The organism is Metabacillus dongyingensis, from assembly GCF_019933155.2.
GTDB lineage: Bacteria > Bacillota > Bacilli > Bacillales > Bacillaceae > Bacillus_P > Bacillus_P dongyingensis.
Window position 1 is genome coordinate 4,681,721 of the sequence record NZ_CP082944.1, and the last position, 14,871, is coordinate 4,696,591.

At 41.3% G+C, this 14,871-nt stretch carries 7 protein-coding genes; all 7 read right to left on the reverse strand.

The window, feature by feature from the left end; genetic code table 11:
- Nucleotides 1-130: 130 nt before the first annotated feature.
- The 7 genes from K8L98_RS23215 to K8L98_RS23245 all read right to left on the reverse strand — a co-directional run bounded on the left by K8L98_RS23215 (nt 131) and on the right by K8L98_RS23245 (nt 14,800).
- A complete protein-coding gene (locus K8L98_RS23215) occupies nt 131-1,843 on the reverse strand; it encodes an N-acetylmuramoyl-L-alanine amidase family protein (RefSeq protein ID WP_223438482.1) in 1,713 nt (570 codons plus the stop codon).
- A 317-nt stretch (nt 1,844-2,160) separates the two neighbouring features.
- The gene (locus K8L98_RS23220) at nt 2,161-3,471 is read right to left on the reverse strand and encodes a UDP-glucose dehydrogenase family protein (RefSeq protein ID WP_223438484.1); all 1,311 of its coding nucleotides are present in this window, start codon (nt 3,469-3,471) and stop codon (nt 2,161-2,163) included.
- Nucleotides 3,472-3,493: 22 nt separating this feature from the next.
- Complete coding sequence (gene galU, locus K8L98_RS23225; protein ID WP_223438486.1) at nt 3,494-4,372, reverse strand: UTP--glucose-1-phosphate uridylyltransferase GalU; 879 nt, start codon at nt 4,370-4,372, stop codon at nt 3,494-3,496.
- 336 nt (nt 4,373-4,708) lie between these two features.
- Nucleotides 4,709-6,943 (reverse strand): SpoIID/LytB domain-containing protein, encoded by a 2,235-nt coding sequence (locus K8L98_RS23230; RefSeq protein ID WP_223438489.1) that lies wholly within the window; start codon nt 6,941-6,943, stop codon nt 4,709-4,711.
- Nucleotides 6,944-6,991: 48 nt separating this feature from the next.
- Nucleotides 6,992-7,804: a hypothetical protein gene (locus K8L98_RS23235; protein WP_223438491.1), complete on the reverse strand. Its 813-nt coding sequence runs from the start codon at nt 7,802-7,804 to the stop codon at nt 6,992-6,994.
- Between the two features lie 58 nt (nt 7,805-7,862).
- The gene (locus tag K8L98_RS23240) at nt 7,863-9,971 is read right to left on the reverse strand and encodes a cell wall-binding repeat-containing protein (RefSeq protein WP_223438493.1); all 2,109 of its coding nucleotides are present in this window, start codon (nt 9,969-9,971) and stop codon (nt 7,863-7,865) included.
- A gap of 194 nt (nt 9,972-10,165) precedes the next feature.
- Entirely contained in the window at nt 10,166-14,800 is a 4,635-nt protein-coding gene (locus K8L98_RS23245; protein WP_223438495.1) for a cell wall-binding repeat-containing protein, read from the reverse strand.
- Nucleotides 14,801-14,871 lie beyond the last annotated feature (71 nt).

The window sequence follows — 14,871 nt, forward strand, 5'->3', positions numbered from 1 at the left end:
TTTAATTGTAGTTTTTGCAGAATTATTCTATGTATTCTGTAAGGCCCTACTTATTATATCGAAAAGTGTCTTTCGTTAACAACCATAAAAAAAGCCCGCAATCAAAAACGAAGATTGCAGGCTTAAGGTATTAGTTATTTTTCTTCCATTGATAGAAGTCGTTAATTCCCTGTGCAATAGCCTCAGCTGCTCCATCCTTGCCATCGTTTGTTTTAAAGATAGAAGCATCATTTTTATTCGAAATGAAGCCCATTTCAATCAGGACAGATCTCGTATAATTTTTATCAATGACATAAAAAGCTTCTTCCTTTATTCCACGATTTCTCGTATCTAACGCCTTAACCAATCTTGACTGGATAAAGACTGCAAGCTTTGCACTGTCCGCTTTTTCTTTATCCGTCATGGATGCCGTACTAAAGCTTGAGCTGCCGTTTGTTGCAAAAGTTTCCGTTCCATTGGCCGAGGGAGCTGTGCTTGAATTCATATGAATGCTGACAAATACGCCGGCGCTTTTGCTGTATGAGAAATCGGTGCGTTCATTTAAAGAAAGGTAAGTGTCATCTGTTCGGGTCATATGAACGTCGTAGCCCAGTTTCTTAAGCTTATCCGCTGTTAGCTTTCCGACTGCAAGGGTAATATCTTTTTCCTGCAGGCCATTCCCGATAGCTCCCGGATCTTTTCCTCCGTGACCAGGATCAAGAACAATCACTTTATTCAGCTCTGTTTCTTTAGCTATAGGCTCGAGGGTTAGATATTTGGCTGAGACATATCCTGTTTTCCCATTATAAATAACCGATGCCCAATCATCCTTAAGCTCTGAGGGATTCAGCACTTTAACTTCTTTTCCTTGCGGGATTGTCAGGATGATGGAAGAGCTTGTACTTTTTTGAGAGCGAAGACTCAAGTTCTCGCGTACATAGTACTTTAGTTCCTCGGGTGTAATTTCTTCTGCAGCAACTGGCTTATTTACAATATCTGATGATTTTAAATATCCTGTCTTGCCATTGTAATCGGCTTCAGCCCATCCATTTGAAATGCCGCCCTGTCTGATTTTCATTTGACCATTTCTTGTCAAGTTAGCAAGTACTGAAGAAGCTGTGCTTTTCGAACTGTAAATGCTAGTGTTTTTATTTGCGTAATAAGTGAAATATTTAGGCTTACTGGAGATGCTGCTGTATGGTGCATACCCTTTAACTCCATTGTATTCGATTCTGCTCCAGCCTTTGATGACACTGCCTTGTTTAACTTTCACAACAGAACCTGGCGCAATTTTCGTCTTTGGTGTTTTTGTATTTCTCTCATTATATAAAGTGAAATCTTTAACGGCATAGTATGTAAAGAATACTGGCTGTGCTGATGTCAGTTTTGAGTAATCAGCATAATACTTTGTTCCTTTATGATGGATTTCCACCCAGCCATTCAGAACCGTTCCTTTAGCAACCTTAATGACAGCATCCTCTGCAATTGAACCGTATCTTTTCGACTGAGTCCCTCTTCCTCCGTAAAAACTCACAGGTTCCTTGGTGTAATAGTTAAAGTAAACTGGCTGTGAAGGCTTTTTATTCGTAATATCCTCAGCCTTTGCATACATGGTTCTTCCGCTTAGCTGAATTTCCGCCCAACCGCCTTTTATTCCGCCTTTTTTTACTTTAAAGGCTGTTTGAAATTCGACTCTTCCGGCTTTTGGGAAGCGGTCTCCAGGGCCGGTCCAAGATTCAAACTCATTTTTTGCATAGTATGTAAATTGAACAGTTGAGGCTTCTGCTTTTTGAGGCGTCCAAAATTCAATCATTCCTGCAGCAAGTAAAAAAACGGCAATCACACTGGTTAAAAGCTTTTTCATTCAATTATTTCCTCCCGGATGTTTGTAAACTGGCACAACTGCCCGGGACTTTCCGCACAGCCTGCTCAGCTTATATATCGAGTGAATCCGGGAAATCTTTAGGGTTATTTAGAAAAAAATGTATGGATGTTAATTTGGAGATAGTTGAAAAAAGAAAGTAAAGTGATGCAATCGGCCAGTATTTCATTTGGTACAGCAAGTAAAAAAGCTATTCCAGCAAGTATTTTTCCGATTTTGGACAGTATCTGGAGGTTTGGGAGAAAAAAATAGAAAAAAGCTGTCCTCAAGTGTGATTCAACACATAAGAACAGCCCTCTTTAGTTCGTTTTGATCATCTCTTTGCGTCCGACGGATACATAGGTCATCCATTCAGGAATATCTCTCAGCCGATAGATGTTTCTTCCATCAATCAGGATTGGGGTGCTCATTTTTTCCTTATAGATGTTCATAGGAACCGTGCAGACTTCATCCCACTCGGTCACAATAAAAGCAGCGTCCGCATTCGTGATTGCTTCAGCAAGATTGTCACTATATGTGATTGATTCCTTTAAAACCTTCCGAGCTTCATTCAGAGCTATCGGATCATACCCTGTCACGACCGCACCTTCCTTAACCAGCTCCTTCGCAATCACAAGCGAAGCAGCTTCTCTGACATCATCTGTATTAGGTTTGAAGGCTAAACCAAGAAGAGCGATTTTTTTACCTTCAAGAGAACCTAAATGCTTTTTGGCAGACTCGATTAATTTTAACGGCTGGCGATTGTTTACGGTAATGACTGAATTCAGCAGATCAAACTTATGCTGCACGTTGCCCGCTAACTGGACGAGCGCTTTCGTATCTTTTGGAAAACATGAGCCGCCATATCCGATTCCGGCCTTTAAAAATTGTGATCCAATTCTGGCGTCTTTGCCAATGCCTTCTGCCACATCTTCAATGTCCGCACCTAATTTTTCGCAGATGTTGGCAATTTCATTGATAAAGCTGATTTTTGTAGCCAAAAACGCATTTGCCGCATATTTAATCATTTCAGCGCTTCTTATATCCGTCCGTACTACAGGAATACCAAGCGGTTTATAGATTTCTTCAAGCGTATCCCCAGCAAAAACCGAGCGTGATCCAATGACGATGCGATCTCCGTGAAAAGTATCATGGATAGCAGACCCTTCTCTGAGAAATTCAGGATTAGAAGCGACTTCCGCATGGATCGATGGCGGCTTATGCTGATTAACAATCTCAAGAATATGTTCATTCGTGCCGACGGGAACAGTGCTCTTAACAACGATAATCACATCGTTTTGAATCTGTTCAGCGATTTGAACAGCAGCCGCTTCAACATAAGTCAAATTAGCAGAACCATCCTCATTTTCAGGCGTCCCGACAGCGATGAAGATGATTTCGCTCTCCCCATACGCAGAGCTTGAATCTGCTGTAAAAGCCAACCTTCCTGTTTGAACGTTTTTCTTCATTAATTCCTCTAGACCCGGTTCATAAATAGGAGACACTCCATTATTCAGCAGTGCGACTTTTTTAACATCGATATCCACACACGTTACCTTATGGCCGATCTCAGCTAAGCATACACCCGTGACCAGCCCGACGTATCCAGTTCCAGCAACTGATATTCTCACTGCATAATCCCCTGACCTCTCTCTAACTATTTGCCACTTTATTTTTTATGTACTGCAGAATATCTTCTCTCAGCTCATCGTTATCCATGGCAAAATCAATTGTCGCCTGAATAAAGCCAAGCTTGTCTCCGACATCATATCTTTTGCCGATGAAATGATATGCCGTTACCTCTTCTTTATGGGCAAGCTCTTTTAAAGCATCTGTTAATTGAATTTCTCCGCCCGAACCAGGTTTAAGCATTGCGAGAATATCAAAAATTTCTGGACGCAGGATATATCGTCCTAAAATAGCTGTATTAGACGGGGCATCTTCCCGTTTTGGCTTCTCTACTAAATCTTTCACTTTATAAACATTGTCAGCCTTTTTTTCTTGTTGATCATAGCTTACAATTCCATACTTCGAAACATCTTCAGGCTTCACATTCTGCACTCCGATTACCGTGCTTTGAAATCGATCATAAACATCAATTAACTGCTTTAAGCAAGGAACGTCAGACTGAACAATGTCGTCTCCAAGCATAACAGCGAAAGGTTCATTGCCGATGAATCTTCTGGCGCAATAAATGGCATGCCCAAGACCAAGAGGCTCTTTTTGACGAATGTAATGTATGTTGGCAAGCTCTGAAATGCCCTGGACCTTGCTGAGCAAATCCCATTTCTCTTTTTTAATTAGGGTCTCTTCAAGTTCATAGGATTTATCAAAATGATCTTCAATCGCCCTTTTTCCTCGTCCTGAAACAATTAAGATATCTTCAATTCCGGAAGCAACCGCTTCTTCAATGATGTATTGAATGGTAGGTTTATCAACTATAGGAAGCATTTCTTTAGGCTGGGCCTTCGTAGCAGGCAAAAACCTTGTTCCCAAACCCGCAGCCGGTATGATCGCTTTTTTTACATGCATGTGTCTACCCCCTGATTATGTCAAAAGTCTCTCTCCTTATATTACAACATTTATACAAGTTATTCCTTTAACGTTTTTTAAATGTTTGGTAAACACAAAAAGCATCAGATAATTGTCCGGCAGATCAGTCCGGGTTTGTTTCGGATAATGAGATTGGCCTTCTGATAGGAAGATCCCGGTTCCGTTCCGGATAGTTAGATAGCATTTCGTATAGTATGAAAGATTTGAGCTAGGCCTCAACATTGTTAAAAAACGGCATCATTTCTGAAAGAATAAAAAAAACTGACTCCTAATACGCTTTTCAACGATTTTAGGGCCAGTTTTTATTAATAACTTTTATTGAAGAAACCAGTTTTGCAGACTGCTGCGAGTTTGCTCTGAGATGGCTCCTTTTCCGCCAAGGTAATGAATATGCGGAATGAATGTCATGTGATCATAAATGTAACTTGCGACAGGCACTGGAACTGTATCTTTTTCCACTAGAATTATTGGTGCGCGATTATTCGCTGCGAGTACGGATCCAGGAAGTGCGTCAATAAATTCTGTACCTCTTGCAAAGAAGACTTTGCGATTGTCCAGATTGTATTTCTTCACGATATTCACGCTGGTTTCGTAGCGGTTTTTTCCGTAAACGCGATCAACATTGCCTGGACCTACTAAAGCCTCAAGCTGTGTTTGAACGCTTGCTGAGACTGCTGTCTCGCCGCCGACAATCGTTACTTTGCGTACACCGCTGCCTCTTATAAAATCCGTTACTGCTTTTGGAACAGCAGAAGTTTTTGTGTAAAGAATCGGCATCTGTTCAGCAGCTGCATACGATGCAATCGATAAAGCATCCGGTGAGTCACTGCTGTCGGATGTGATAAAGATCGAGCCTGAGTGGCCTGCTTGTTTTGCCACAGCAGCTGCCGTATCATACCGTGTTGAACCGCTGATGCGGTGAACATTTGCAGCGATTGCCTTAAGTTCGGCTTCAACTGCGTCCGAGATAGCTGATTTGCCGCCAAGAATATAGATGGATGCAGGATTCAGATTCGCTAATGTTTTTTTAACTGACTCAGATAATTGATTAGGATTTGATAATAACAGTGGTGCGTTGTATTTCTTTGCAAGGACGCTTCCCGTTAATGCATCTACCGGGTTGTCTCCTCTGCCGATAAAGACCGTGTTTGCAGATGACCAGCCGAACTCGGCAATGGCTGCACTTGTTTCATAGCGATCTTCGCCTTCAATTTCTTCAACGGCTTGATCGATATAATTATCATAGTTTGTGCCAGGGTAATAGAAATTGGTGATTTCCATGTAGTTTTGGTTTTGATCGGACATTACCTTTGCGCCGTACTGGCTCATTCCGACTCCATGGCCAAACCCTCGGCCATTAAACGTATAGACACCTTTTTCATATGTCAGCGAATCAATCAGATGACTTTTGAAATCCACAGTGCCGAACATAGAGCGAAGGGTAGAGACGTTAACGTTTGTACCTTCTTTAACGACGGTTTCAATCTTGCCGTCTTTCATTTGATAGGTGCCATTTGCATTTTTGACATAAAATTCAATGCGGTAGCTTCCTGTTTTACGTCGATCTCCGCTTGTTTTTTCATTAGAAACAGCAAGCTTCGTCACTTTAACAATTTTGAGGTCTTTGCCAGTGAAGTTTTTGTCTGTTTTTAACCAAGTCTTAATATTGTTTGAATACTTTGCGTCTTTTTCTTTGACCGTTCCCCACCAATAGCCTGGCTTTGTTAAATCAAGCAATGCCGGGTCAATTTGTGATTCGTTCATTCTGATTGTCCAGCTTACTCTAGGATCATACGGATCATTTTTTGCAGGGAAATAAGAAAGCGGTGTTCCGCTCGTCCATACATTTGCATTATTTTCTGTTTTTCCGCCGTTGCTTGAACTGTACAGTGCGTCAATCAAGCTCCCATTTATCTTCAGAACTTGGCCTTTTGTGCGGTTTACCGCTTCATTCGTATTGTTATAAAGGGAAGATGTCCAAATATACCCTTCATATTTTTGAAAGCTCACCGTATCATCAATCGTTTGGTTCATTCTTTTTAATGCGTACGTTCTAGCTGTTACAGTTTGAGCTTTTAATGCCTCAACAGACCAGCTTGCAGGCATTTCGCCCGGTACAACCCCTTTTAAATAATCTTCAAGAGGCAGCTCATTTTCCGGTCGGACATATTGACTGTTTTCAACCTTGAATTTCATCGTGCCTAAATAAGAACGGCCATTGATCTTCATATAATTTCCTGTACCGTATTTTGCAGGCATAAACGCTGCAGAACTGTTTAGAGTCTTTTTCTTAACGCTGCCATTATACAAGACCAATGCGCCATTTTCATTTTTGACTTTATAGGTATTGCCTTCTTTTAATTTAAAATCATTTTCTCCGGACAAATAGTATTCACCTTCAACCAATACCGTCACTTCCTTGGCATTGCCGACATAGTGTTTGAGATTAACAGACACTTCTGAAGGATTACTATTAGCAGCAAACGCATTTTCTTCCGCAAACAAAAAGAATAGAGTTAATGCAACAATTGACATAAAAGCCTTATTCAAAAGTAGTTCCTCCGCTATGATAGATTGAGAGCTTCTAGCATTAGCAGTTTATTCCACAGAAGACAAACTTGACTCACCCTTGTACCCATTTTCTCCGGTAAGTTCGAAATCTTCTTTTACGAGTCCGAGTTTAGGAGCATAATATCTTGTGAAAATGGTTTCCTCGTCTACTACTTCATTTGATATTTTCTGAATGACGAAAACATTTTTCAGTTTTCCGTAATCTGTTTCAACTGCAGCTGATTTTTCAAGCAGTTTCCAATCCGCACCATCGCCCAGCAGCTTTTCATTCATATTCGGTTCAAATGAATCCAGCAGACTGACAGAATGATCCTGCAGATCACGCTCCTCATATACGAGGGTAATTTCGGAACCTGTCCATTTAAAAATTTGAGTGGTTGTTGAGTCACCCAATGTCAGTGCAATTTGAACAAACTCTTCATTAGCTGCCACTACATTTTCTGTGAGTAAAACGACACCGCCTTCTTTAAATTGTTTTTTTGCTCCCGTCTCAGGACGATATTCCAAAAATGGACCTGCCGTACTTTGTTCACTCTCCATTTTTTTATCGGTATTTTCTGGAGATTCTTTAGGCTTTTCCGTTTTTTCTTCTGAACTTACTTCTGTTTCACCTTTTGAATTCTGATCATTTTCTTCTGCCTTTTCTTGATCAGGTTCTTCTTTTGACGATGTTTGAGTTTGATCAGACTCTTTATTAACTGGTTCTTCTTTATCAATAGGTTCAGTCACTGAAGCTTTCTTCTCTTTCTGCTCCTCTTGCTTTCCTGCCTCTTCTTCACTTGCTGCACATCCTGCTAAAAATAAGAGAATTAGAGAAAAAACAGACAGCATTTTTTTCATTTTAATCATCCTTAACTTAAGAAAGATTCGGGCTTATGTGGGCCCGAATCAATCTGAATTATCTTACTCTGTTGAAAATCTCGCCTGTTATCACATCAGGTACAGCTCCGCCGATAAGCGTAACTTCCTTCATATGATGCTTGCCGCCATATTCCATGATGTATGTTTCCAGGGATTTGTTAAACGTTGAACCTGCCAGGATCAGCGGTGCCTTTGTCACTAATGATAAAGGTGCTGCTGTTAATGCATCCGGGAAGTTTGCTCCGGTTGATACTAAAATAGAATCTGAGTTTAGATATGGATCAAAACGCCACAGTACTTTTGCAAGTGTTTCATAGCGGTCTTTACCAGCTAAACGTGCATAGCTTGCTGGAGCTGCATTTTTTACCTGAGTATCAATATTTGAAGTGAGAACGCTATTTCCTCCAAGAATAAGAGCCTGCTTGCCTTTAAGTTTCACTCTTGCCTCACTTGAAAGACTATTTGTATCGGACAGCATAATGGCCCAGTTTTTCTGAGCAGCTATAGGCGCTGCGCCAAGAGCATCCGCATAGTTTCGTCCTGATGTGACAAAGTAGCCATCTACATTTCCGATTTGATTTAGAATAAGCTGATTTGTCTCGAAACGATTCGCTCCGCTTACTCTTTCAACCGTCAGATGCATTGATTGAAGCTGTGCGGCAATACCTTTAGAGACGGCACCCTCACCGCCAATGATGATCGCTTTTTTTGCTTTTAGACGGGTGATTTCATTTGTTATGTAAGAATCCATTCCAGTTCCTTTTACTAAAAGGATTGGCGCTGCCCCGTGCTTTCTTGATAGGGGACCTGCTGATAATGCATCAGCATATCCTGTGCCTGTTGCAATAATGATGGTTTTATCCGGTTTACTGTCTGCAAAACCTGCAGGATACATTTTCTTAGAAACATTGATTGCTGTTTGATAACGATCTGCACCAACTAATTTCGTTAATGGCAGCTTTCTTGTAACTTTATCGTTTGCGATATTTGTGAATACTACTTCACCTGAAATATTATTTACAACTCTCGCATTTGGCGCATTTTTTCCTGCAATGTAACGTGCGTGCTCAAAATCGACGTAGCCTGCTTTCTTTGCACCATTTACATAGAGATCATATTTTTTAGGCAGGAAGTTCGACCAAAGGGTAAAGCCGTTGCTTTTATAGACTAGTCTCGTATTCCTGTAGCGTTGTGCAAAAGCCATAGCTTCGCTTGATGTATAGAACTCTCCTAATTTTCCATTCGTTCTGTGGTGCACTTCATATAGAGTGCTTGTTTTATAGATATCTTTTTGAGCATACTTATCAAACACTCTGACTGGTTTCGTCTGTTTTTTGGCAAATTGCAGCGCCTGATCCTTCGATTTCGTCGTTAATAATTTATGATTGCCGGAATCGTATACTTCATAGACTTTAAAGTAATTCACGACGGACGAAGCGATGGCTTGAGCTGCCTTATTTTGAAAATCTGACGTTTTAATTCGTGCTTCTTCTTCACGATTGGTCATGTAGCCCATTTCCACCAAGACAGCAGGCATTTGTGCATTGCGGATGACATAGAAGCTTTGATCATCGGCAATTCCTCTGTCGATTGAACCTAATTTAGCTAAAACAGCCGGATGAATTTCACCTGCTAAACGCTGATTATCTGCTAAGTATCTGATTTGCAGGGGATCGTGAGGATATTCTTCCTTAGCGTGGTCTACGCCATTATAAAAGTAGGTTTCGTATCCTTTTACGTAGGGGTTGCTTGGATGAGCATTATGGTGAATGGAAATAAATACGCTGTTATCATTATTTCCTTTTGCAAAACTGTTCGCCTTTTGCATTCTGAGATCGAAGTCACCGCCATCTGTACTACCGTCCGCTTTCTTCAAATATGGTGCAAATTCCATATCCGTATCTCTTGTTAAATAAACTTTAATGCCGCTAGTTATAAGGTAATCTCTCACTTTTTGCGACACAATCAGATTGGCTTTTTTCTCGCAAAAACCAGTCGTGTTCCCAGTTAAACCGCATGTACCGCTGAATTTCCCTCCATGACCAGGATCAATAACAAGGACTTTTTCAGCAAAACCCGTATTCGGGGCAAATAAGAGCATTAAAAATAGAAAGACGCCCAGTGCCCATGACTTGCTGCTTTTCATCATTCACTCTCCTTTTTCTACAATTTTCGCTACTACTCTCCTATTATAGCACCCGCAATCTCTCATTCTTATAAGATTATGTCCATTAACGCTAATTAGGCATTAAGGCATTAGAGGACATAGATCTTTTGTCAGATAAGCAAAAAGAAGCTGCCGAGCCAATAAGCCCAGCAGCTGGAAGGTAATTGAATTTTTTATTGGATCAATTTATGAATCTCAGTAAGGACCTCATCAGATACAGCCCCTTTTCCTCCAAACACTTTCACTTGTCCAATTTCATTGCCTCCGAAGAAATTTTTAACTTCTGAAGATAAGGTTTTGCCAACAAGGATTACTCCGCTTTCATGCTTAGCAGCTAATCCTGCTCCCGCCAATGCATCTGCAAAGTTTTGCCCAGTTGCGGCATATACCACATCTAATGATGGCTCAAAGTAATCTGCAAGCGCTACGCTTGTTGCATAGCGGTCTTTTCCATACACTCTTTCAGCATCTGGAAGTTTTTTATACACACTGTCAGACAGAGCCACTTGGCCTCCGACTACCAATGTATGTTCAACTCCCAGTTCTTCAAGAACCTTACTTGATGCAGCAGGAAGTTTATCTTTTTGAGACAATACGATCGGCATACCGTACTGACCTGCATAAGAAGCAACAGCCAGAGCATCTGCAAAGCTTGTTCCGTTTACAACAACTGCATCTTCTGAACCATCCGGAGCGACTTCTTTAGCAATTGCTGCGGCAGTTGCCCATCGGTCTTTACCGAAGATGCGGTCTACTTCAAGACCCATATTTTCTAATTGATCTTCTACTTTTACAGAAACAGCGCTTGTTCCGCCAAGGATCACAACTGTTTCTGCACCCAGCCTTTCAAGCTCAGCTTTTGCAGCTCCTGATAACCCTTTTGAATCTGTTAATAATATTGGAGCATCATATTGAGCTGCAAGCGGTACACCTGCCAATGCATCAGCAAATTCCTGTCCTTTTGCAAGGAAGACAAGCTCAGAGCTTTCCCAGCCTTCAGAGCTGATGGCTGCTGCTGTTTCATAGCGGTTTTCTCCGCTGATGCGGCTAACTTTATCATCTCCGCGGTATACTTTTACTTCTTTAACTGTTTTGTGGCCAGCTAAGTCAGTCGCTTCTACCATGAATGTGTTTTCACCCGGCTGAAGCGCAACTTCTGTCTTGATTTCTTTCTCAATGCCTCGCATTTCATATGGCTCTCTCAGCATGTTGTAGAAGACCTCGTCCCCGTCAACAGCCACCCGAAGCTCATCAAAATTATCCGAAACATTTGTTGTAATTGTTGCTTTTTCTGCAGCAGCACTTACACTTGCAGGTGCACTTACAGATAGCTCAGGTGCAGTTGTGTCAACGAAGAATTGCTTTAAGAAAGAAATTTCGTTGCCTGCTTCATCTGAACCTGCAATTCTGATTTTATGGAATCCATCTTCTAGTGTAAGAGTCGTTTCAAACTCATAGCGTTTTGTTTCAGCATTCCATTTCAATTCAACTGATTGGCCGTCTACCGTGAAGTTAGTCACTTTAGACTCATCTGTTACATAGCCTTTTACAGGAACTTCATTCGTATCATATGTTCCGAGGGCTTCAGGAAGCTCGGCAATGATTGATGGAATTGTCCCATCATTCACACCTTTGAACTCTTTTGCAGATGTGTTGCCTGCATTGTCTACTGCAAGAACCGTTACAGTTGAACCTGTCACAAGATTCTCAAGCTTGAATTCCGTTGTTGTTGGCGCAAGTGTTAATGGATTTCCTTCTTTATCTTTGCCAACGACAGATTGGCCGTTAACAAGAACATCAATGTATGCAACTCCTGAACGCTCATCCGCTGCACCAAATGTTACTTTATTATCTTTAAATTCGGCATTTAAAGTTGGCTGAACTGTATCCACGATAACAGGAACGTGAACCTTTTGAGGCGCTTTCCCTGCATAATCTACAGCTGCAGCAATTTCAAAGTAATATTGACCGTCTTTTACAAGAGCGTTTTTCACCTTTCCATCCCATTGGTTTGCAGGATTTAGCGTGTACATTGAACCTGAGCCTGCATCATAGTAATGCTTGCGCACCTCAAGTTCCGTGCGAATAGTACGCAATTGTTTTTTGTTCTCATCAAGAACATTGTATTTTACCTCTTTAGCGTTTCGCAGGAATGAAAGAACCGGTATTAACTGGTCATTGCTGCCGTCGCCATTCGGAGAAATCGCAATTTTGCTTCCATCGAATGGAACTTTTTCGTTAAACGCATCATATCCAAGGAAATTGAAGTCTTCGCCATCCTTTGCTACAACTCCAGAAATCCCATAGAAAGTTTCGTTTTCAGCATCAAAGTTCATCGCATCAAGAATTGGAGCTTTACCCCAGTCTCCATTGAAGCCTACATAAGGTACGGTAAGCTGTGATAAACCTTCAGCAGAGAATGTCACGAATCCTTCTACAAAGTAACCGTTTTTGAAGACATCCTTCACTGGTACAGGAGTTTCAAAGTCATCCCCTAAGACTTTTGCATTTTCAGTATCAAGTGTGACTTTTACTGTTTTTGTTTCCCCGGCAGCAACTTCTACTTTTGCAGTGTCCTTGCCGTCTACTTTAATAACAGCATCTAGTAATTGTTGTGTTTCAAGCTCATCATAGTCATATCCGAGAGATCCCTTATTGGCGAAATCCGTTTGAACATTTGCTTTTACGTCATAAGAAACGGCTTTGTCACTGAAGTTTTTAAGATCAAGCGAAAATTCCACTTTATCTCCAACTTCTTTCAATGCCACTTTTCCTTCACCTGTTTTTGGTTCTGTTACAACTGCAGGTGTATTAAGTGCAGAATAGAGTTTCATTAATCCCGCACCTTGACGGCGAGGAGAATAAGGAAGTTCCCATTTAAAAGCGTCATTAACCAATCCTTTATCGATAACAGGCTGAGATGTATTCATTAAGATGTTTTTCGCCATAAGGACACGATCTGCACCTTCTAAATTGAATAACTCGTCTACGCGCTCAAGCACAATCGCAGATCCTCCAGCCACATGAGGTGCAGCCATCGACGTTCCGCTCATAATTCCGTACTGATTATCATTGAATGTAGATAAGATTTTTCCGCCCGGAGCTGTGATTTCAGGTTTGAAATCAAGATTAGGAGTCACTCCCCATGATGTAAAGGCAGACATTTTTCCTGCATCAGCATTTGGAGCAGCTACTTTGTCATCTCCAAATGTCACTTCAAGTTTCTTGCCTTCCTTCGCTTGAGCTTCAAGGGCATTACCATCTGCAATGCTTAAAGAAACTAATGGAATCGAAGGTTTGTCTAAAGCCATGCTTACATAGTCGCCATGTGCAGGCAATCCGCGGATGATTACACCGGCAGCGCCTTGCGCTTCAGCCATTTTCTGGATATTTGCATAGAAATATCCCCCTGTACGAACGGCAAAGACAACTTTACCTTTTACATCTTTCCCTTCATATTGTGCAGGCTGTCCATCTCCTACATACACAATATCAAGCTTTTGACCTTTGAATTTATCAAGGAATTTCGGTCCGTCCTGTTTTTGGTACCCAATAGTTCCAAAATCAGCGCCGTCTACTTGAACTTTCATCGCATCAAGATCAATTGTTGAGTTTTCAATGGAAGCAACCTGCAGGGAATCATAAGAAAGACCCGGAGATCCAACTAATCCCACATCAGGATTGCTTGCATAAGGATTTGCCCAGCCGTTTCCTAAATGAGCTGAGTTACCTGCAGAAACAGACATGACCACTCCGTTTTCAACTGCTCTTGCAATAGCTTGCTGCTCAGGATCTTCAGGCAGCACGAATGATGCTGTTGAGCCTAAGCTCATATTCAATACATCTGCCCCCAATTGAATGGAATCATCAATTGCTTTCACATAGATATCGCTCCATGTAGAAGGCATTTCAGGATCATTTCCGAAAACTTTCAGAGCTAAAAGCTGTGCCTCGGGAGCCACGCCTTTTAATCCGCCGTTTTCTTCATCTCCATTTGCGCCAACCGTTCCCCCTACGTGCATTCCATGCATCGATGCACCTGGTCCTAAATCAAGAATTTCTTCATTTTCGTCCATATAGTTATAACCATACGGCACTTTTTCTGTGTAAAACTTTCCTGGCAAGTTAAGGTCTGAAACAGCATCTCCTACAGAACCTTCTGTTAAAGCAGGAACTGTATCTTCACTTAGAATCATGTCTCTGTGACTTGGATCGATCCCTGTATCGATGATACCTACGATCATTCCTTCACCGTCATAGCCTAAATCCCAAGACTCGCGTGCTTCCACTAAGTCTTTACTGTATTTCATTTCAGGTTCTGCAGCCGGACGATCGTATTCATGAGCGATCGTTACTTTGTTAACGCCTGTTAACTTTTCAAGCAAAGCGATCTTTCCATATTCAACTTCTCCGGAGAAGCCGTTGACTACAGTTGTAAACTCCTGCTCGAATTTCATTCCGATGCTTTTAGTAGCGATTTGGTTTTTAACCGCATTTTGCTCCTTCAAAGCGTTTGCTTTCAGCTCTTCCTGCTTTGATTTTGCAAGAGCACCGAATTTCTTTCCTTGCTTTGTTGCATATGTAATTGCGGGCTCGCCCTCGACTTCGACAATTACACGAACTTTGTCCGTACTCTTATATTGTTTTTCAGCGTCTGATTTTTTAATAGATTGCTTGCCGGCATTTTTCTTAACCTCAGTATTGGCATTTCCCTTTTGCGGTGTCGGAACCGCTGCTAATGCTGCATTTGAGAAAACCAGCAAGAACGCGAACAGTAAAAATACCGATCTTTTCAGTTTAACCTTCAACTACTTGACCCCCCTAGTAATTTAGCAGTGTGTTTCACTAAAAAAATACTAATTTATCCCTCCTTTAACAT